The 19,609-nt window shown below is 48.1% G+C and carries 19 protein-coding genes and 1 riboswitch; of the genes, 8 read left to right on the plus strand and 11 right to left on the minus strand.

The annotated features are described in order from the left end of the window. Positions 1-274: 274 nt before the first annotated feature. From G470_RS0104670 to G470_RS13800, 5 genes are all read right to left on the minus strand, one after another. The gene (locus G470_RS0104670) at positions 275-1,738 is read right to left on the minus strand and encodes an NCS2 family permease (RefSeq protein ID WP_028273820.1); all 1,464 of its coding nucleotides are present in this window, start codon (positions 1,736-1,738) and stop codon (positions 275-277) included. A 148-nt stretch (positions 1,739-1,886) separates the two neighbouring features. Continuing rightward, positions 1,887-1,985: riboswitch (purine riboswitch) on the minus strand. Between the two features lie 168 nt (positions 1,986-2,153). After that, positions 2,154-3,140 carry a diaminopimelate dehydrogenase gene (locus G470_RS0104675; protein WP_028273821.1) on the minus strand — a complete coding sequence of 329 codons (987 nt, stop codon included), beginning with the start codon at positions 3,138-3,140 and terminating at the stop codon, positions 2,154-2,156. Between the two features lie 101 nt (positions 3,141-3,241). Further along, complete coding sequence (gene gorA, locus G470_RS0104680; RefSeq protein ID WP_028273822.1) at positions 3,242-4,594, minus strand: glutathione-disulfide reductase; 1,353 nt, start codon at positions 4,592-4,594, stop codon at positions 3,242-3,244. Next, positions 4,578-5,204: a glycosyltransferase family 8 protein gene (locus G470_RS12725; RefSeq protein ID WP_051258424.1), complete on the minus strand. Its 627-nt coding sequence runs from the start codon at positions 5,202-5,204 to the stop codon at positions 4,578-4,580. The genes gorA and G470_RS12725 overlap by 17 nt, the downstream gene beginning before the upstream one ends. After that, on the minus strand, positions 5,168-5,461 hold the full coding sequence (locus tag G470_RS13800) for a glycosyltransferase (RefSeq protein ID WP_051258425.1): 294 nt from the start codon (positions 5,459-5,461) through the stop codon (positions 5,168-5,170). The genes G470_RS12725 and G470_RS13800 overlap by 37 nt, the downstream gene beginning before the upstream one ends. A 219-nt stretch (positions 5,462-5,680) precedes the next feature. Here G470_RS13800 and G470_RS0104695 point away from each other — a divergent pair, with 219 nt between their 5' ends. The 3 genes from G470_RS0104695 (at position 5,681) to G470_RS0104705 (ending at position 7,671) form a co-directional block, all read left to right on the plus strand. Next, complete coding sequence (locus G470_RS0104695) at positions 5,681-6,259, plus strand: chromate transporter (protein ID WP_028273823.1); 579 nt, start codon at positions 5,681-5,683, stop codon at positions 6,257-6,259. Next, entirely contained in the window at positions 6,256-6,819 is a 564-nt protein-coding gene (locus G470_RS0104700) for a chromate transporter (RefSeq protein WP_028273824.1), read from the plus strand. The genes G470_RS0104695 and G470_RS0104700 overlap by 4 nt, the downstream gene beginning before the upstream one ends. Before the next feature lie 138 nt (positions 6,820-6,957). Next, positions 6,958-7,671, plus strand: a complete 714-nt coding sequence (locus G470_RS0104705) for an MgtC/SapB family protein (RefSeq protein ID WP_028273825.1) — start codon at positions 6,958-6,960, stop codon at positions 7,669-7,671. Positions 7,672-7,733: 62 nt separating this feature from the next. Here the strand turns inward: G470_RS0104705 and G470_RS0104710 are convergent, their stop codons facing one another. The 5 genes from G470_RS0104710 to coaA all read right to left on the minus strand — a co-directional run bounded on the left by G470_RS0104710 (position 7,734) and on the right by coaA (position 13,655). After that, positions 7,734-10,448: a YfhO family protein gene (locus G470_RS0104710; protein ID WP_051258426.1), complete on the minus strand. Its 2,715-nt coding sequence runs from the start codon at positions 10,446-10,448 to the stop codon at positions 7,734-7,736. A gap of 11 nt (positions 10,449-10,459) precedes the next feature. Continuing rightward, positions 10,460-10,870 carry a GtrA family protein gene (locus G470_RS0104715; RefSeq protein ID WP_051258427.1) on the minus strand — a complete coding sequence of 137 codons (411 nt, stop codon included), beginning with the start codon at positions 10,868-10,870 and terminating at the stop codon, positions 10,460-10,462. Continuing rightward, the gene (locus G470_RS0104720; protein WP_028273828.1) at positions 10,857-11,834 is read right to left on the minus strand and encodes a glycosyltransferase family 2 protein; all 978 of its coding nucleotides are present in this window, start codon (positions 11,832-11,834) and stop codon (positions 10,857-10,859) included. Before G470_RS0104720 ends, G470_RS0104715 begins: the two co-directional genes overlap by 14 nt. An 84-nt stretch (positions 11,835-11,918) precedes the next feature. Then, positions 11,919-12,539: an NUDIX hydrolase gene (locus G470_RS0104725; RefSeq protein WP_028273829.1), complete on the minus strand. Its 621-nt coding sequence runs from the start codon at positions 12,537-12,539 to the stop codon at positions 11,919-11,921. 192 nt (positions 12,540-12,731) lie between these two features. Further along, positions 12,732-13,655 (minus strand): type I pantothenate kinase, encoded by a 924-nt coding sequence (gene coaA, locus G470_RS0104730; RefSeq protein ID WP_028273830.1) that lies wholly within the window; start codon positions 13,653-13,655, stop codon positions 12,732-12,734. 212 nt (positions 13,656-13,867) lie between these two features. Between coaA and mvk the strand changes: the two genes are divergently transcribed. The 5 genes from mvk to G470_RS0104755 all read left to right on the plus strand — a co-directional run bounded on the left by mvk (position 13,868) and on the right by G470_RS0104755 (position 19,109). Next, complete coding sequence (gene mvk / locus G470_RS0104735) at positions 13,868-14,812, plus strand: mevalonate kinase (protein ID WP_028273831.1); 945 nt, start codon at positions 13,868-13,870, stop codon at positions 14,810-14,812. 7 nt (positions 14,813-14,819) lie between these two features. Then, complete coding sequence (gene mvaD, locus G470_RS0104740) at positions 14,820-15,788, plus strand: diphosphomevalonate decarboxylase (protein WP_028273832.1); 969 nt, start codon at positions 14,820-14,822, stop codon at positions 15,786-15,788. Beyond that, positions 15,785-16,900: a phosphomevalonate kinase gene (locus G470_RS0104745; RefSeq protein ID WP_240470641.1), complete on the plus strand. Its 1,116-nt coding sequence runs from the start codon at positions 15,785-15,787 to the stop codon at positions 16,898-16,900. The genes mvaD and G470_RS0104745 overlap by 4 nt, the downstream gene beginning before the upstream one ends. Before the next feature lie 18 nt (positions 16,901-16,918). Further along, the gene (fni, locus tag G470_RS0104750; RefSeq protein WP_028273834.1) at positions 16,919-17,983 is read left to right on the plus strand and encodes a type 2 isopentenyl-diphosphate Delta-isomerase; all 1,065 of its coding nucleotides are present in this window, start codon (positions 16,919-16,921) and stop codon (positions 17,981-17,983) included. Positions 17,984-18,107: 124 nt separating this feature from the next. Next, the gene (locus G470_RS0104755) at positions 18,108-19,109 is read left to right on the plus strand and encodes an acrylyl-CoA reductase family protein (RefSeq protein ID WP_028273835.1); all 1,002 of its coding nucleotides are present in this window, start codon (positions 18,108-18,110) and stop codon (positions 19,107-19,109) included. 187 nt (positions 19,110-19,296) lie between these two features. Here the strand turns inward: G470_RS0104755 and G470_RS12730 are convergent. Further along, positions 19,297-19,609: IS30 family transposase (locus G470_RS12730; RefSeq protein ID WP_035445104.1), on the minus strand; the 313-nt coding region annotated here is incomplete at its 5' end.

The raw sequence follows: 19,609 nt of genomic DNA on the forward strand, positions 1-19,609 counted from the left end.
GGTACCCCCTACAAAAAATATTGTATAAAAAATGAGCCTCTTCTTTTTTGTTGCGCTCACAAAAAACAGAACAAAAAAAGAGAAGCCGCTTACTTATGGATACAACTCTTTCGCATTGCCCGCAACCATCCCCTTTGATTTGTTGTTACAATTATATCTTATCGCTTGTTTGAAAGCAAAACAATACACTACTTTTTCATTCGGTTAAGACAAAAAAAGAGAAACAACCTCCCCTCAGGTTGTTCCCCTTTTATGCATACTGCAGTGAGAAAATTTATAGCATCGCCAAGATGACAAAGTTGGCAACGAATAGAGATGCGGACACCCACATCACCGGGTGAACGGTACGGACGTTTCCGCGGAATGCTTTCACGATGATGTAACTTAAGAAACCAGCTGCGATACCGTAAGAGATGCTGTAAGCCAATCCCATAAAGATAGAAGCAAAAAATGCCGGAATCGCTTCTTCCAAATCTTCCCAGTTGATTTCTGTGAAAGAAGACAACATCATGATTCCCACCATGACCAATGCCGGCGCCGTTGCCTGCGTTGGAACAACCGCTACAATCGGCGATAGGAAAGCAGTCAACAAGAACATCACAGCAGTCGTGACACTGGTCAAGCCAGTACGTCCGCCGGCACCAATTCCGGCTGTACTTTCCACAAAGGTCGTGGTGTTGGACGTTCCAAAAACAGAACCGATGGAAGTGGCAATCGCGTCGGCGAACAACGCTTTGTCCATTTTCGTTTTGAAGCCTCTGCTGTCTTCTAAAGCCGCTTCATCTTCTGCAGAGAAAATACCGGATTTGCGTCCTGTTCCGATGAATGTTCCCACCGTATCAAAGACATCAGACAAGCTGAATGCGAAGATGGTCATCAAAATCAACGGGTAACGAGCAGGATTGCTAAGCAAAGAACCCAATCCTTCTGCACCGAATGCGGCACCGAAAGTCACACCCAGTTCAGAAAAGGCATTCCCCAATGAGTTGGCCGGACTGGCCATCGCAGACAAATCGGTCACTCCCATGAAAATGCCTAAAATGGTAGTGGCAATGATTCCAATCAAGATGGCGCCTTTTACCTTTTTGATGACCAACACGACGGTGATGATCAAGCCAAACAAAGCCAAAAGAGAACCTGCATCGGTGAAGCTTGTCAAAGCGGGGAGAATGCCTCCGCCTGTCACGACGCTTTGAATGCCGCCGTCAAATGTTGAGACTGCCGGATCATACGGCTGGTTGTTCACGGACAAGATGTTGCCTGTTTCAGAAGTGAACGTCAAGAAGCCGGCGTTTTTGATTCCGATATAAGCGACGAATACACCGATTCCGCCCCCGATGGCATTTTGCAAGCTTTCTGGAATCGCCCGGATAATCATTTTCCGGATTTTGGTGACCGTAATCAGGATGTTGATGACCCCGCAGAGGAAAACCATCGCCAATGCTTCCTGCCAGGAGAAGCCTAAAGCAAAGACCACTGTGTACGTAAAGAAGGCATTCAATCCCATTCCAGGAGCCTGTGCGTAAGGAACATTCGCAAACAGCCCCATTACCATCGTGCCCACAAATGCGGCAATTAGCGTTGCCAGGAACACAGCTTGAGACGGCATACCGGTCATGGATAAAATGGCCGGGTTAACAAAGACAATGTAGGACATTGCGAAGAAGGTTGTCATACCTGCTATTATTTCAGTACCGATACTGGTGCCATTTTCTTTCAACTGAAAGAAGTTCTCCAATTTTTGACTCACTAGTTTGACCCACTTTCTTTTATTATGATGTGGATCCAATACAATCAACCACGGGGCGACAGTTCCAAAACAAAAAAAGGATGGTCCTGTGACCATCCGTAAACGAACGCTATTTTATCCGCAAAACACCCTACTTCACGTGTCTTGAAGATTCAATAGTCGAACATTTACGGTGTCCGGTAGAAACTCTCAGCCCCTATTGCTGAATTATATTGAATCCTATTCATTTGTGTGTTCATTATACGAAGCGCTCAAGCCGTTGACAAGTCGTTTCCGCACATTATAACATTAGTTTTCTCTAATGTTCGCTTATAAAAGGTTTTCTCGGTGTCTTCTCCTGTCTTTTGTTAAAAGGACAAGAAAAAAGCTGTTCCAAAAAATCAGAACAGCTTCACTTTTGTACTTACAGGTAATCCCGGCGCAGAATGTCGTTTGATTTGGGAGAAACATAAGACAACCCGATATCGAATACCGTTTTTGCACCTGAGACGTTTTCTTGATTCAAGCGATAGGCTGCGCGTGCGTAAGCAACCAAAACGCTGGCAGTAAATTCAGGATTGGAGCCCAGCTGCAGTTTCAATTCATACAACTGTTGGGTTCCTTCTCCTGTCTGCCCGCTTCGGATCACGAATCCGCCATGCGGCATTTGTGAGTGGTTGGTTTCCAACTCTTCTTGTGTGATGAAATGGACAGTTGTGTCATAATCCGCAAAATAGTTTGGCATGGTTTTAATGGTATGTTCGATTGCATCTTTGTCGGCCCCTTCTTCCAGGACAACATAACACACGCGCTGGTGTTTTTCATTGGTGGCAAGATCCGGGTTCTCCCCTTTTCTCACACGCTCCATCGCTTCTTCCACCGGAATGGTGTACTGGACACCGGCTTTTACGCCTTCGATGCGGCGGATCGCATCGGAATGGCCTTGACTGACTCCTTTGCCCCAGAAAGTATAGGTTTCTCCTTTTGGCAAAATCGCTTCGGACAAGACCCGGTTCATGGAAAACAGTCCTGGATCCCAGCCTACTGCAACCACACTGACGGTGCCGCCTTCTTTTGCGGCTTCATCCACTGCCTGGAAATGTTCTGGTATTTTCGCATGGGTGTCGAAACTGTCCACTGTATTGAACCATTTGGTGTACTGCGGGGTCTGTTCCGGCAAATCTGTTGCGGAACCACCGCACAAAATCATCACATCGATTTTTCCGCGGTACTCTTCAATCTGTTCCACGTGTTCCACTGTCACGTCTGCATCGACCGGTGTGACGCCCACTGCACCTCTTCTGGAAAAAATGGCCACAAGCTCCATATCTTCCTGCTGTTTCAAGGCTAACTCTGCTCCGCGGCCGAGGTTTCCGTATCCTATGATGCCGACTCGTATTTTTTGCTTCATTCGAACTCCCCCTCATGTATAACATACTGTTTATCATACTACTTTGAAAAAAGCAGCGCAATTAAAAAGTGCGCAGGAGCCTTTCCTGCGCAAAAAAGTTTTTATCTCATCGTAACAAATTCTTCCGCACCGGTCGGATGAATCGCCACCGTGTCATCAAAGTTCGCTTTTGTCGCCCCCATCTTGATGGCTACAGCAAACCCTTGCAGCATTTCATCCATGCCGCGCCCAATGCCGTGCAGGCCCACAATTTTTTCTTCCCGTCCGACACATACCAATTTCATGTAACTTCTTTGACGGTTTCGGGTAATGGAACTGTGCATGGAAGTAAAGACATTTTGGTAAATCTTGACGTTTCCTGCGCCGTACTCTTCTTCGGCTTCTTTTTCCGTCATTCCCACTGTCCCAATCGGCGGGTGTGTGAAGATGACAGAAGGAATATTGGTGTAATCCAAGCGTGAATGCGGTTTGTTGTTGAACAACCGTTCCGACAGTCTCCGTCCCGCCGCAATGGCGACCGGTGTCAGTTCAATGCGCCCGGTGACATCCCCGACAGAATATATCCCTTTTTGCGTGGTATTTTGATAGTCGTCCACACGAATGTATCCGCCCGGGTTGCACTCCACTCCCGCGGCTTCCAGGTTCAAGTTTTCTGTGTTCGGAATCCGCCCGGTAGCCATCAGCACCATATCTGTGACATGGTCCGTGCCGTCTGCGAATTTCATCGTGAGTGACCCGTCCGCATTTTTCACCAGTTCCGTGATTGTTTTATCTGTGTGCAAGGTTGGGCCGTCTTCCTGGGTCAACGCTTTGTATCCTTCTTGAATGATGGAATCAAAGTTATACAACGGTGCCGGCTTACGGACAAATAAGTGGGTATCGACTCCCAAGTGGTGCATCACTCCACCCAATTCCACGGCTATGTATCCACCGCCGATGATGGCTGCTCGTTTTGGAAGTTCCGTCAAATCAAAAAAGTCATCGGATGTCAGCGCGTATTCCGCTCCCGGAATATCAATTTTTTTCGGGCGTCCGCCTGTGGCGATCATGATGTGATCCGCTGTGTATCTTTTTCCTTCCACTTCTACGGTGCGTTCATCGACAAAGCGCGCGAATCCTTCAATCCGCTGCACGCCGTTGCTGTCCAGTCCGCGTTGATACGCGCCGTGCAGGAAAGTAATGTAATTTTGGCGGTTTTCAACCAGTCGTTTGAAGTCCAGGTTTCGCTCCTGAAGATCTAAGCCGTAATCAAAGCCGTATGCGTCCAAATCGCCGACCATTTCCGCCACGTGCCACATCACTTTTTTCGGAACACACCCCAAGTTGACACATGTTCCACCCAGATTGTTGGCTTCAATCAGTCCAACCGATGCGCCGTGCATTCCGGCCCGGTTCGCAGAAGCAATCCCTCCGCTTCCACCGCCAATAACAAGATAATCAAAGTGTTTCGTCACGTTCCATCCCTCTTTCTTTTAATCGATTTACTCGTTCTTCTTCAAATTCTTTTAATCGGGCTTCATTTGCGTAATAATAAGCCCCCAAGGAATACTCGTAGTTTCCGCGTTCTTTCCAGGGTTTTTTCTTCCCGTGATAATGAATGAACACCACTTCGTTTTCCGCCCACGATTTGGAATATTTTTCAGGAAAGAAAAAATTCAACTGGTCAAACATACGCGGCCCCAAGTTGTACCGCCGCCAATCCGCTTCTTTGATTTTCCCAGCGTATAAGCGGTTGAACACATCTTGATCTGGAAGCCACATGAGCAAGTTGCTGTCTTCGATTGTTTCCACAATCTCTTTAAGCGAACTTTCTTTCCGGATGGTATCCAAGTCCATTAACACCACACCCGAATTGAAATACGATTCCGAGTCTTCCGCATTCAGGCGTAATTTATTGATGGGGTGCAGCCACTTGGTCAAATATTGGTGACTGGAGGCGACAAATAAGTTTTTCCCGAACGGCTGCTCGTAATAAGGCCGAACCGAGTTGATGCATACAATGTCCGGGTCTAAATAGAGAATACGGTCTATGGTGTCCGGCAATAGAAACGGCGCAAACAGCAATAATACATCTCCACCGAGTAATACCGGGAAATTTTTGTTTCATCTGAAGCAGACAACACATCTGCACATTGAATCGGATGAAAGTTGTGCCCCCTCTCTTCTATCAACTGACGAATTTCTTCCAATGTATCATCTGAAATATCGGTATGCATTAAATAGATGGAAAAAATTTCATCCGGATTGTTTGTAAAAATAGAAAACAACAACACCTTCAATGGTGGAACGTAGTTTTCGTTCAAAGAAAACAATAGATTCACTGCGTCACCTGCTTTTCAAAAAATTTTGTTTCTTGAATTGTCTGCTTCTTATTATAACGAAAATAAATCATTGACGCACCTATTGCACGCATAAGGTTATTTTCCTCCACAAGCTCATTTTTTTCGGCCAAGGAAAATTGGAAATTTCATTTCATGTGGTCTATACTGAAAAGCAAAGTCTTTTCGCATTACATAGTTTACATTTAGGGGGAAAATACATTGGAAAAAAGTCGTTCCCTGTATTGGACATTGTTTACATCTACTTTTTACCTCAGCGCTTTTACTTTCGGAGGCGGGTATGTTATTGTGCCTTTGATGGAAAAACGATTCGTCCAGGAACTGGGCTGGATTGATGAAGACCAAATGTTGGATATTGTAGCGATTGGTCAATCCTCTCCTGGTCCGATTGCGGTGAATACGTCCATTTTGGTCGGTTACCGTATGGCCGGAGTGCCCGGTGCATTGGTGACTGTGCTCGGCACGATTTTGCCGCCTTTGGTCATCATGACTTTGGTCACATACTTTTATTTGGCGGTGCGCGACAATCCCATCGTCCATAATCTGCTGCTGGGAATGCAGGCGGGTGTGGCGGCCATCATCGTCAACGTTGTATGGAACATGGCTATGCGCATCATCAAACAAAAGCGCGTAGTACCTATTTTGGTGATGGCTGTCTCATTGGTTGCCGGTATCGTGTTCGATGTCAACATCCTCTACCTCCTTCTTTTCGCAGGAATCATAGGGGCCGTCACTACTTTTCTCGATTTGCGGAACAAGAAAGGCGGGGTTGGACAATGATTTATTTGCAGTTGTTAGTGAGTTTTTTCCAGATCGGCTTGTTCAGTTTTGGGGGAGGATACGCCGCCCTGCCGTTGATCCAACAACAAATCATTGAAGTCCGCGGCTGGATGACCCCGCAGCAGTTTGTGGATGTCCTGACCATTTCAGAGATGACCCCGGGGCCTATCGCCATCAATGCGGCTACTTTTGTGGGCAACCAAGTCGCAGGTGTGATGGGGGGCATCGTTGCTACGGTGGGGGTTACACTCCCTTCCTTGATCATTATATTGACATTGGCCTACTTTTATTTCAAGTACCAAAACATCCGCATGGTGCAGGGAGTCATTCAAGGCTTGCGGCCGGCTGTAGTAGCGTTGATCGCATCCGCAGGAATGACCATCTTTTTGACTGCACTGTTCGGACAAGGGAGTTTCCCAATTGATGTGGCCAATATCAACTGGATTTCCGTGGTCCTTTTCGTCATCGGTATCTTCCTGCTTCGCAAAAGTCGTTTCGGACCGATTCAAGTGATTTTACTTTCAGGCCTCGCAGGCGTGGGCATTTATTCGTTTATTTAGTGGGAAAAGCATCCATGAAGCAGCCTCTTCCGCTTCCGGATGCTTTTTTTGTCCGACTTCTTCGGGAATAGTTGCTGTGTAATTGGACGCAATTTTGGTAAAATAGATAAAAGTACATTGGAGAAAAGAGTGTTGCCCATGGCTGAATTAGATATTACGGAAATGCTTATACGGATGGTGGTTGCCATCGTGGCAGGCGGTCTCGTGGGCATTGAACGGGACTTGAGAGGACATGATGCGGGAGTCCGGACGCATATTTTGGTAAGTTTGGGCGCCGCCATCGCAACGATGGTCCAAGTGGAAGCGGTCGAATGGGGTATCGATTTGGTGATGATTTATCCTGAGCTTTCTTCTTCTCTTTCATTCGACTTAACACGTATCACGGCGCAGATCATCAGTGGCATCGGGTTTCTGGGTGCCGGAACCATCATCATTGCCAACCGTTCTGTTTCAGGTTTGACTACCGCAGCTTCGATATGGGCGATTGCAGCGATTGGAATAGCTGCCGGAATGGGATATTATTTCCTCGTCATTATCGGAAGCCTGCTTATCTTAATTGTGCTCCGTGTGTTCAAACAAATTTTTCGTGTCAAAAGGAGAAGACGGTTGGAAATTGTGTACATCAACCGGGAAGAAACGCTGGCCCTTTTGACGGTTTTTTTCCAAAGCCGGGACATTCATGTGTCGAGCATTGAGTACAGCATCAACATGGAAAATCCCGACTACATCATCTGTGAAGACCTCTACACGCTGGGGCTCCCGCACGGTGTCACACTGGGCGAGATCATTCCTGAGTTGATGAAGATTCCTTCCATTCTGCGGATTTCGACCATCAAAGAAGCACTGGATTAACGGCGTATTTTGAGAAACGCATATAAAACAGCGGTCAAAGATCTTTTTCTTTGGCCGCTTTTTTATTTTTTCCTGCGTACAAATCTATACCTATACGCCACCAATAGTCCGGCACCGAATAAACTGATCAAAATGCCGGCCGTCAACCACGGTGTACGGTAGGTGAAGGTCACTTCCAATTCCCCCGCGGGAAGCGGCAATCCGATGAATCCTAAGTTGGTCCTCACCGTTTCAACCGGTTCCCCATTGACTTGAGCCTGCCACCCTGTGGTATATGGAATCGATGTGACAAGAAGCCCTGGTTCGGGACGCTGAATGTTCCCTTCTATCCGTTGGTCTTCAAACGTATGAATCTCCAATGCGTTTTCCCGTCTCTCCGCCGCAACCGTCCTATCTCTTTCCTCGTCTGCCGGCAGAGCATAAACCTTGATGTCTTCAATTTTATAACTCCCCGCGTTGTCAAATTGCAACGTCAACGATTCTTCCGCTTCTTCTGCATACCCCATGTTGAAGAGCATGTTTTCCCGGTAAAAGTACGAACTGAAACTGTAACGGTTGGACTGCAAAATGCTCTTTTGTCTGCCGGCAAAGAAGACCCGCATTCTGTAACTGGTATCCTGCGCCACCAACGGCTGTGGGTCCAGTCGTTCGTAATCCAAGCCTTGCAGGTGCACATAAATATCTTTCCCTGCAATGTCTTCCGGATTATCAAACGTTACGGTCACTTGTCCCTCGTCTGCCGGAACATGGTAAGCAGCTTCCCCCGTTTGTTGGACGCTGGATTCCACCGGCTCCAGTTCAATCGGTACAGTTTCGACCGGAAGCTCTTCTTCGAACACCTGCATGCCGGGCACTTCCAATCCGTCTTCCAGCACCGCTCCTTCTTGGAAAAAGGCTTCTTTCTCCACTGGGTTCAAATCCGAAAAATCGGTGTACGGCAGCCAGGTGTCTTCCACAAACGCAAACGGATACGCGTAATCGGTCTCTGCGACAATATAACCCGGACCACTGTCTGCGCGGTGAATGACGTCATAGCCAAACGGCAAGTACCGTTCATTTTGTTCTTCTGTGAGAATGTACCGCACTCCCAACAAGTGGTTTAAGATACGCCGGTCATCCATCCCGTTGCGCAACGGTTGGATGACTTGAAACGCACCGGATTCCAAGTCATAGGCGAATTGAGCGACATCTCCATCCGTCAACGAAAGATACGAATTCAATCCCATCAAATCCAAATACACGAATTGGTTGCGGACGTGATTGTCTTTCGACGTCACCCCTACACGGTAGAGGCTGTCTTCAGGCAGCTCTTGTTCCAAACCGCCGAACAACTCCCGGTACGCCGCTTCCGATTCGCCGTATTCCAATGTTTCGGCCATGGCATTCTTTCCGAACGGATAATAGAACCCAAGGGCATTCACTGCCAGATTCCCTGCCGTCAACGCAATCAATGCCACTGGTATGTTTTTCCGCCAGTTCACCTTGAAACGGCCGGATTTTTCCCAACGAAGGAGAGCCCACATCCCCCAACCAATAAGCAATGGGTTGAGGTAGAACAACACCATATCGTCCACAAACATGAGAACCGTATAAAACAAGGTGAAAAACAACAGAGCATACCTCATGATTTGGAAATCTCTCTTCTCGAGCCGGTCTCTTTGTTCCAACATCCAGGCGCCGGCCAGCGCGAAGTAAAACGGGAAAGCGAATGTGAACCGGTTATAAGGGCCTGACAATCCGTTCATCAATGAACCGAAAAACGGGAACAAGATCATGACTCCCATCACCGAAACAGCCAGCCAGATGAAGCGGACACCCGTTTCGCTTCTCCGCCGCCACAAAAAGACAACCGCCAATAGCGCGAACATGGAGAACCCGCCGACTGTCCATAAGTAAGTCCCCGGAGTCAATGCGTTCACGAATAACATGAAGTAATAGTTCAACGGGTAATGCAACAAGTTGATCGGTGCGCCTTCCGGGCTTCTGGAAGAGGCCAGGAATCCGCCGACCATCGGCAGGAACAAAACCGCTGAAAGCAGAACCCCGACCCCATATAAGAACACACAGCGTCCGAGCGTCCGGAACGCCTCTTTCCAATCGCTGAATCCGAACAGCGAGCTGTAGCGGACCACTCCGTACAAGAAGACGAGCAGCGTCAACTTATAGAAAAAGTAAAAGTTGACCATTGCGCTCAAGGCCACCATCATGGCAAACAACACGCCGGACTCTTTGCGGAATATTTTTTCCACGCCAAGACACAACAGTGGATACCAAATCATCGGCATGATGAAAAACGGATGCCGGACCACGTTGTAAATCACGTAATGGCTGAAAGCATACATCACCGCACCCAAAAGGCCGCCTGCATGGGTGACGTTCATTTTTCGGGCGTAGAGCAAAAAACTGGCTCCGACAAACCAAATCCGCACGAAAATCAACAAGTGATACGCCAGTTCCATATAGGCGGGCGGAAAGAGAATGCCCAGATACACAAAAGGATCTCCGATGACATAATACCCATACGAAGTGATGGTATCCGCGCCCATTCCGATGGTCCAGTCCCAAAGCGGGAACCCTTCCCCGGTAAAGAAGCCTCTCAGTTTGTCCACGTAATCCACAAACAATTGGAAATGCTGGGTAAACCCGTCGCTATTCCAAATAAATGAGCTGCCCGTGACGGCCGAGTAGCTGTAGATCGCACCGATCATCGCCAGGAAGATGGCCGTGTAAACGAGCAGCGTTCGCTTTGTGATAGATGTTTTATGTGTTTCTTCCAATATCTGTCACCTCATCCTTTAAACACGAAAAACTTGCTGGACAAGTAGTTCAATGCCACGATTATGAACTGAGTGGCGATTTTCGCTGTGTTGGTCCCGAAAGACAACACATCCACCAAAATCCACATGCTCAACATATCAAACAAGCCCGAGACGAGCCGGAAACCCACAAATAGATAAAACTCACGAAACGCCGCTTTAAATGTCGGCGTGTGTGTTTTGAACACATATTTCTTGTTTGTATAAAAAGCAAATAAAATCGATGCAATGATGGCAATCGCATTGGCGACCAAGTATGGGATACCGATAACAGTATCCAAAAGAAAAAAGACTACAATGTTGACAACGGTTGTTGCCACACCGAACAAAACATAATCCACCATTTCCTGGTAACGCTCGTACATTTTTTTAATCCACGTCATTTGAACGACCCTTCTTTCCGTGTGTGTCTTCTTCCGCTTCGTCAGACGATTCACGAATGAAATACGGCGGACGTCCTTTCGTTTCGACAAACACGCGTCCCAGATATTCACCGATGACTCCCAATGAAATCAACTGGATACCGCCCAAGAACAAGATACTGGCGAGCAACGTCGGGTAACCAGCAGCATTTGTTCCGAACAACAACGTTTTTCCAATTTCATAAGCCAAAAACAAAAACGCCAGGAACGAAATCGCGAACCCAATATACGACCATACCTTCAACGGTGCCGTACTGTAAGAAGTGATGCCGTCCATCGCCAGTTTGAACAACTTAGTCCAGCTCCACTTGGTTTCTCCTGCCGCACGGACATCGGCATAATACGTGATTTCTTTTTTCTTAAATCCTATCCAACCGTACATTCCTTTTGTGTAGCGCTCGTTTTCACGGAGCTGCCTCAAGGCTTCGATGCATTTTCTGTCCAACAATCGAAAATCCCCGGCCAATGGATACACTTTCTCGGGAGACATTTTCTGGACCACCTTGTAATACGTTTTAGAGGTCCATTCTTTCATACGGCTTTCGCCTTCGCGTTGAGCGCGGACCGCATAGACATCCTCATATCCCTGCTCCCACCAGCGAATCATTTCCCGGATCAATTCCGGAGGCTGTTGCAAATCGGCATCCAAGATGACCACTGCATCGCCTTTCGCATAGTCGAATCCTGCCAACATCGCGGTTTCTTTTCCGAAGTTCCGGGAAAGGTCGATGTACCGCACACGCGGATTGGTTTCGCTGTACTGTTTCAGCAGTCTCAAGGTTCCGTCCGAACTCCCGTCATTTACAAATAAATATTCAAATTCATAGCGCGGAATGAATGCCGCCACGCTGTCCAACCGGTCCAGCAATGCCGGCAGCACTTCTTCTTCGTTGTATGCAGGGATTAAGATGGTTACTTTCTTCATCGTGTCTCCCTCCTTTCTTTATTCAATGCACTCCAATGAATGATTATACCTTATGCTGAAAAAACCGTCTAATACCAGCCCTTTTCAGTGATCAAATAAATCGGCGGCTTGAAGCATCTGTGTAAACCGGTGAGTGAAGTTTGCCGTATATCCCCACAGATAATGTCCCGGCAAACGATAAAACGGGATGTAAAGCTCAAACCGATTCCACTTGAACTTATCCCCATTCGAAATAAGATCAAACGGAAAATCCGCATCGTGTTCTGTTCGCATGCTGGTTGCGTGATACTCTGGTTCATTGGTCAGCAAATACGACAACGGAATGGTGAACACCGAATCGACCTCTTCATTCACAATCAAATTATCCGGATGGACATTCAGCAATTTCCCGACGAAGCAATGGATGACTTGTCTTTCATTGACGATGAAGTCCATCTCTCCATATACTTCAATGTTCTCCCGGGACAAGTTCAACTCTTCCATCGTTTCGCGAATGGCAGCTTCTTCCATTGTTTCCCCTTTTTCCACCGCTCCTCCTGGAAAGGATGTTTCTCCCGGTTGGGAAATCGTCTGGCTCCGCACTTCGTATAAGACATGGATCTCTCCCGCCAAATCAATCAATGGCAGCAACACCGCATAGTCGCGTTGATTCCCGAGCGGTTCGGGTTCGTACTCTTTCATGAATTGTTTGATTTTATCAAGCATGTGAATCTCTCCATCGTTTTCTTTTGTCTTGTTACCTTCAGTATAGACAACTCTTTCATTATAACAAAGCGGATTAACACTGAGTCTTCTATAGGAAACTTCCATACATTCTTCATCATTTTTTCAATCCCTGCAGACAAAAAAGCCGTCCTCACAGAACAGCTTTTTGGCTTTATTCGGTTCATCGTCTCTTTAGTGTTTCCGCAGCAAAATTTGATCCACATAATGATTCGTCGTTTTGTGGATAATCATATCGGCGCGAAAGCGGGTCGGTAGAATGTATTGGTGCAGGTTGGTCAAGTTGACCCTTTTCCACACTCCCCGAGCCATTTCGAATGCTTCTTGACGATTGCCGACAGCATAGGAATGATAATAATCATCCGGGTTCAAATATGCGGTCTGCAGCAGGACACCAAAACGCTGCAGGTACCATTTTTCAATATTCCGCGGTTCTGCGTCCATATAAAAGGAAAAATCAAAAAAGTCGCTGACGAATATTTTTTCGTTGGCCGGCAGCTGCAGCACATTGATTCCTTCCACAATCAAAATATCCGGCTGATCCAACGTATGGTATTTATCAGGCACAATGTCATAGCGTTTATGAGAATAAACCGGAACTTTTACATTCGGTTTTCCGTTTTTAATATCCGCCAAAAAGTTCAACAGCATCGGCATGTTGTAACTTTCCGGGAACCCCTTCCGGTCCATGATTCCCCGTTCTTCCAATACTGCATTCGGAAAAAGGAAACCGTCCGTCGTGATGAGTTCCACTTTTTTGTCTTTGTACACCCGGCTCATCATCATTTGCAACAGACGTGCCAATGTGCTTTTCCCTACCGCGACGCTTCCTGCTACGCCTATGATATACGGCGTGCTCTTTTGCGGTTGATTTAAACGTTTTTGTATTTCTTTTTGCCGTTCGGTGTAATGCTTTAAGTGAACGTGCAGCACTTGCAGCATCGGCACGTACACTTCTTTTACGTCGTCTATGGAGATTTTATCGTTCAATGAACGCAGTGATTCCAACTCTTCTTCTGACATGGTGATGGCGGTTTCTCCATGGAGATTTTTCCATTCTTCCCGATCGATAATATAAAATGTATCCGATTCCTTCAATGTTCGATGCCCCCCGCTCGTCATATTCCGAATTAGTTTACCAAAACTTCTCTATCCTTTACAACTGCTTTATGCTGCCGCTTGCATAAAGGAGATTTTCACGGTTCTTTACTTTTTCTTAAGAAGAATACAGTATGGTTAACTGGACGAGGTTTATCCTATATAATGGAAAGTATTGAAAACGACGAAATCGAGCAGAAAGAGGGAAAACAGTGAAAACAGTATCCAATCCCGCTGTGGGAACAGCGCATGGAAAAATCATCTTAATGGGCGAACACTCGGTTGTGTACGGCGAACCAGCTATCGCAGTGCCTTTTCCATCCGTTTCCGTGGTGGCAACATTGACCGAAAAAAGCGGTTCAATCACAATCGAAAGTGATTATTTTACGGGAGAACTGGATCAAGCCCCTCACTCGCTTGATAATTTGAAAGCAGCGGTTCAAGTGACGTGTGAAGCGCTTGGACAATTCGCTTCCGGCTTCCATATGCACATCCAAAGCACCATCCCTCCTGAACGCGGCATGGGATCCAGTGCTGCAGTAGCGGCAGCCGTCATCCGTTCCTTGTACGCACATTTCCACCGCGACCTGGACCGCGAGCAATTGTTGCGCTTGGTCAACGTCTCAGAAACCATTGCCCATGGCAACCCGAGCGGATTGGACGCGTGGATGACCAGCGGCGAAATACCGGTTTATTTTCAAAAGGAAAAACCGTTTGAGCCGCTTCCTCTCCAAATGAACGCCTATTTAGTGGTTGCGGATACGGGACAAAAAGGGCAGACTAAAGATACTGTCCGTGATGTCAGCCGCTTGGAGCAGCTGTATTCGGAAGAAGCCCGGCGAATCATCCGGCGTCTGGGCGCTTTGGCAGAACAGGCAAAAGTTGCCATTCAAGAAAAAAATCCGGTACAATTAGGCGAATGTATGAAAAAAGCCCACAGCCAGCTGATGACGTTGACAGTCAGCAACGCCCATTTGGACCGTTTGGTGGCGGCAGCATTATATGCCGGCGCGCTTGGAGCCAAACTCACAGGCGGCGGACGCGGCGGGTGTATGATCGCCCTCGCTGCAGACCGTATGGCAGCAGAAAAAATAGCGGCTGCTTTGGAACATGCCGGCGCTGAGCAGACATGGATCCATTCATTAGGAGGAGATTGAACTGACGATGAAAAAAACCGTGCGAGCACACACAAATATCGCGCTGATCAAGTATTGGGGCAAGCGGGATGAGGAACTGATCCTGCCAATGAACAGTTCCCTTTCGCTGACGTTGGACGCCTTTTACACAGACACAAGCGTGCGATTTGATGAAACAAAAACAGAAGATGAGTTTTACTTAAACGATGTCCAACAGACAGGTTCTTCTTTGAAAAAAGTTCAAGTGATTTTAGATTTGGTCCGCCAACAATCCGGCATCTCCCATAAAGCGGTTGTGGAAAGCCAAAACCATGTGCCGACCGCTGCCGGTTTGGCGTCTTCCGCTTCAGGGATGGCTGCTTTGGCAGGGGCCGCGAGCGCCGCAGCCGGGCTTGAGTTGTCCCGCAAAGACCTGTCCCGTCTTGCGCGTCGCGGATCGGGATCGGCTTCCCGCAGTGTTTACGGCGGGTTCGTGGAATGGCAAAAAGGCACAAACGATTTGGATTCCCACGCTGTTCCAGTGGACGACGCGGATTGGGATATCGGGATGCTCTTCATCCTTTTGAACAAAAAAGAAAAATCCGTCTCCAGCCGTGAAGGCATGAAGCGCACGGTGGAGACGTCGCCTTTTTACCCAAGCTGGGTGGAAAGCACCGAACAGGACTTGATTCAAATGAAGGATGCCATTCAAAACCGCGATTTTGACACCATCGGCAAACTCACCGAGCGCAGCGCGTTGAAGATGCACGCGACCACCTTGGGCGCCGTCGAACCGTTCACTTACTGGGAACCGGACAGCTTGGTGGCGATGGAGTTGGTGCGGACGCTCCGCTCTGAAGGCTTCCATTGTTACTTCACGATGGATGCAGGCCCAAACGTGAAAGTCCTTTGCCGCATGTCCGAAGCGAAAGAACTGCAGCGGCATCTCGCTTCCCGTTTTGGAGAAGACCATGTGCTCCTTTCCGGCATCGGCGAAGGACTGAAGGAACTATCATGAACATGACGCAATCAACCACCTCTTCCCATACGGCAGAAGCAGCTGCACCTGGAAAATTGTATATCGCCGGCGAATATGCGGTGGTGGAACCCGGTCACCCTTCCATTGTCATCGCGGTCGACCGTTTCCTTACCGCCCGCCTGGAACAATCGGAAGCGTACGGGTCCATCCACTCGCTCCAATACAGCGACAAGCCGCTCCGTTGGGAAAGAAGAGACAAGCAAGTGACGCTGACTGAAGAAAATGAGGCGTTGGAGTACGTCCTCGCAGCCATTCGGGTCACCGAACAATGGCTGCTTGAAACCGGCACGGATTTATCCTACTACCACCTCACCATCGACAGCCAATTGGACAGTGAGTCCGGAAAAAAATACGGTCTCGGATCAAGCGGTGCCGTCACGGTGGCCGTTGTCCGCGCCTTGCTGAGGTATTATCAACAAGAAGACCACGACCTATTAGTCTATAAACTGGCCGCCCTCGCCCATCTGTCCCTTGGCAGCAACGGATCGTTTGGCGACTTGGCTGCCAGTGCGTATACCGGTTGGGTGGCCTACAGCAGTTTTGATCGAACAATGGTCCGCCGCTGGATGGACGAGTGCCCTCTGCATCAAGTAGTGGAAATGGACTGGCCGTCTCTTTCCATTGAACAGCTGACGCCTCCGGGTTCTCTTCAGTTGCTGATTGGATGGACCGGCTCTCCTGCTTCCACGACCGATTTGGTGGGTCAGGTGAAAGCCAAACAAACAGAAATGGTGGCTTCCTACGAAAGCTTTTTAGAAGAAAGCAAGGCTTGCGTGACCCGTATGACCGCCGCTTTCCGTGCCGGAGACGTTCCGACAGTCCAAAAAGAGATCCGGCACAACCGCTTGTTATTGAATCAATTGAAAGACATCACAGGTGTGGTCATTGAGACTCCTTCGCTCACCCAGCTTTGCGATATTGCGGAAGCTCACGGCGGGGCGGCGAAGTCATCTGGTGCCGGCGGCGGGGATTGCGGATTTGCTTTGTTTGAAGACAAAACCGACCTCTCCCCTGTTCTTCAACAATGGGCGGCCGCGCATATCACTGCGCTTCTTTTGAACGTTCATGAAAAAAACAATGCGTTTATTTAATACTCTTGGAGGTATATTATGCCGAAACAGACGAACCGAAAAAATGAACACGTGTCGTTAGCTGAAAAGTTTTACGACAAACCTTTCCGTCCGCCTTTTGAAGACGTGCGTTTTGTTCATCACTCCTTTCCACAGATGGCTGTACAAGATGTGGATTTATCCGTTTCATTTGACGGACTGGATTTCACTGTGCCGTTCTACATCAATGCGATGACAGGCGGCAGCCGCTGGACTGGTAAAGTCAATGAAAAACTGGCTTTGGTCGCGCGGGAGACCGGTTTGGCGATTGCCACCGGATCTGTGAGTGCCGCCATGAAGATGCCGGAAGTGGAAGACAGCTACAAAATCGTCCGCGAAGTCAACCCGAACGGCCTGGTGTTTGCCAACTTGGGTGCCGGGCATGGGTTGGAGAACGCCAAACGGGCTGTCGACCTGTTGCAGGCGGATGCCTTACAAATTCATGTGAACGCCCCACAGGAAGTGGTCATGCCCGAAGGAGACCGGGACTTCACAGACTGGATTTCCAATATCGAAGAAATCGTCAACGGCTTGGACCGTCCGGTCATGGTCAAAGAAGTCGGCTTTGGAATGAGTCGCGAAACCATTCGTCTGCTCCGCTCCATCGGTGTTTCCATCATCGACATCAGCGGTACGGGCGGAACGGATTTTGCGCAAATCGAGAACTACCGCCGCAAAGAACAAAAATTTGATGATCTGGAAGGTTGGGGCCAATCGACAGCTGTTTCCTTGCTGGAAGCCCAAGAATTCCTTCCCGAAGCCACATTGATTGCTTCCGGCGGGATTCGCGAGCCGATGGACATCGCCAAGTCACTCGCATTGGGCGCGTCTTTGACGGGCATTTCCAGTCAAGTCCTCCACTTGGTCCTGCAGGAAGGCGTGGACGAAACCGTAACCGTCATCGAGGGCTGGAAAAAAGAACTGGCTCGCATCTTGACCTTGCTTCAGTCACGTAGGCCACAGAATCTGCAACGCACCGATTTGATTATCTCCGGTGACACACGTGACTGGTGCGACGCGCGCGGCATCGATTTCCGTTCATTCGCTTCCCGTTCCACCAAATAATGACGGCTCTATGTCAAATAGTGTTGGTGAGTCTTTTGAAAGGCTCGGCATCTGCCGGCCTTTCTTTTTTTGTTTCCTTTTGGTTTTTGTTATACTGATTGAAAAGAGTAAAGGTAGGGATTTCATGGATTCATTTAAAGCTTTTCGTGTCAAACAGGACGAGGACGGGATGGTTCAAAAAGGGTTTGATACCCTCAGGAAAGAAGACTTGCCCGAGGGAGAAGTAGTGGTGAAAGTGGCCTATTCCAGCATCAACTACAAAGACGCGTTGGCAACGCAGGAAAACTCCGGGGTGATCCGCGAATTTCCGGCTGTCCTCGGCATCGATTTGAGCGGGACCGTTGTGGAATCCAGCGTTCCTTCCTTCAAAGAAGGCGATGAAGTGTTGGCTTTCGGGTTTCAGCTGGGGGTCGGACACTCAGGAGGCTACAGCGAGTATGCCCGTGTTCCCGCCGACTGGCTCACTGCCCTCCCAACTGGATTGTCTTTGAAAGAAGCGATGGTATTCGGAACAGCCGGTTTCACCGCTGCCCAATCCATGCATGCTTTGCAACATGCCGGTGTGACTCCTGAATCCGGGGATATTTTGGTGACCGGAGCAACCGGAGGCGTCGGCAGCATCACGATCGCCATTTTGTCGAAGCTGGGCTATTCTGTTGTTGCTGCAACACGACAGTTGGATGAGGCTGGAGATTATCTACGCAAACTGGGCGCCTCCTCTCTTATTCATCCAGATGAGATCCTTTTGGATAAACCGCGTCCTTTGGCGAAACGGCGCTGGGCCGGTGCCGTTGAGAATTTGGGCGGAGATTTCGTACCCGCCATCCTTTCCCAAATTAATCCCAACGGTGCGGTGGCATTGATTGGAAACGTTACGGGACACCGCTTCAAAGGCACCGTCCTGCCGTTCATTTTACGCGGCGTTCAGCTGCTCGGCATCAACTCCGTGGAAGTTTCCTCTCAGTTGCGCACTGAACTATGGAAATTGCTTGGCGGTGAATGGAAGCCCGAGCAACTGGACGAATTGGTCTATGAAGAAGTGCCTTTGGACACAGTCGAATCCGCCTTGGAAACGGTGTTGAACGGCGGACACAGACAAGGCCGGTATGTAGTGAAGGTAAAGTAAGGTTTTTCTGAGGTTAAGAGACACTTATCGATGGGAACAGCTTTTTTAAGCTTGTTTTCTATCGATAAAGAGCTTTTATCGATAGCTGCGACCATATTCCCAAGTGATTCCCATTGATAAACACTTTTTATCAATGAGAACTTCTTCTTTTAAGCACCTTTTATATTGTTTCGTTTGTCAAATTAAGCTAGAAATAATTTAAACCTGATACATTCTCCAGAAAGACCTCCAACGGGGTCTTATAGTTTAAAGATTTTCTAGGTATTTTATTCCTTCGGATTGCGACAGAAGAAATAAATTGTTGATCGACTTCGTTGAAGTCCATTTGTTTAGGTAACCCATCTTTACGTAAGAGACCGTTTGAATGTTCATTTAGTCCGCGTTGAGAGGGACAGCCTGGATCCGCAAAGAAAATAGAAATATCTTGTTGATTACTTAAGTTTTTCCAATTGGAAAATTCCTTGCCACAATCAAATGTAATCGACTTAAATATATTCTTT

Source organism: Atopococcus tabaci DSM 17538 (assembly GCF_000429585.1).
Lineage (GTDB): Bacteria > Bacillota > Bacilli > Lactobacillales > Carnobacteriaceae_A > Atopococcus > Atopococcus tabaci.

Excerpts from the sequence above, each read along its gene's own strand:
- G470_RS0104675 (WP_028273821.1), bottom strand. The coding sequence starts at position 3,140 with ATGAAGCAAAAAATACGAGTCGGCATCATAGGATACGGAAACCTCGGC.
- G470_RS0104700 (WP_028273824.1), top strand. The coding sequence starts at position 6,256 with ATGATTTATTTGCAGTTGTTAGTGAGTTTTTTCCAGATCGGCTTGTTC.
- G470_RS0104705 (WP_028273825.1), top strand. The coding sequence starts at position 6,958 with ATGGCTGAATTAGATATTACGGAAATGCTTATACGGATGGTGGTTGCC.
- G470_RS0104715 (WP_051258427.1), bottom strand. The coding sequence starts at position 10,870 with ATGACGTGGATTAAAAAAATGTACGAGCGTTACCAGGAAATGGTGGAT.
- G470_RS0104720 (WP_028273828.1), bottom strand. The coding sequence starts at position 11,834 with ATGAAGAAAGTAACCATCTTAATCCCTGCATACAACGAAGAAGAAGTG.
- G470_RS0104725 (WP_028273829.1), bottom strand. The coding sequence starts at position 12,539 with ATGCTTGATAAAATCAAACAATTCATGAAAGAGTACGAACCCGAACCG.
- mvaD (WP_028273832.1), top strand. The coding sequence starts at position 14,820 with ATGAAAAAAACCGTGCGAGCACACACAAATATCGCGCTGATCAAGTAT.
- G470_RS0104745 (WP_240470641.1), top strand. The coding sequence starts at position 15,785 with ATGAACATGACGCAATCAACCACCTCTTCCCATACGGCAGAAGCAGCT.
- fni (WP_028273834.1), top strand. The coding sequence starts at position 16,919 with ATGCCGAAACAGACGAACCGAAAAAATGAACACGTGTCGTTAGCTGAA.
- G470_RS0104755 (WP_028273835.1), top strand. The coding sequence starts at position 18,108 with ATGGATTCATTTAAAGCTTTTCGTGTCAAACAGGACGAGGACGGGATG.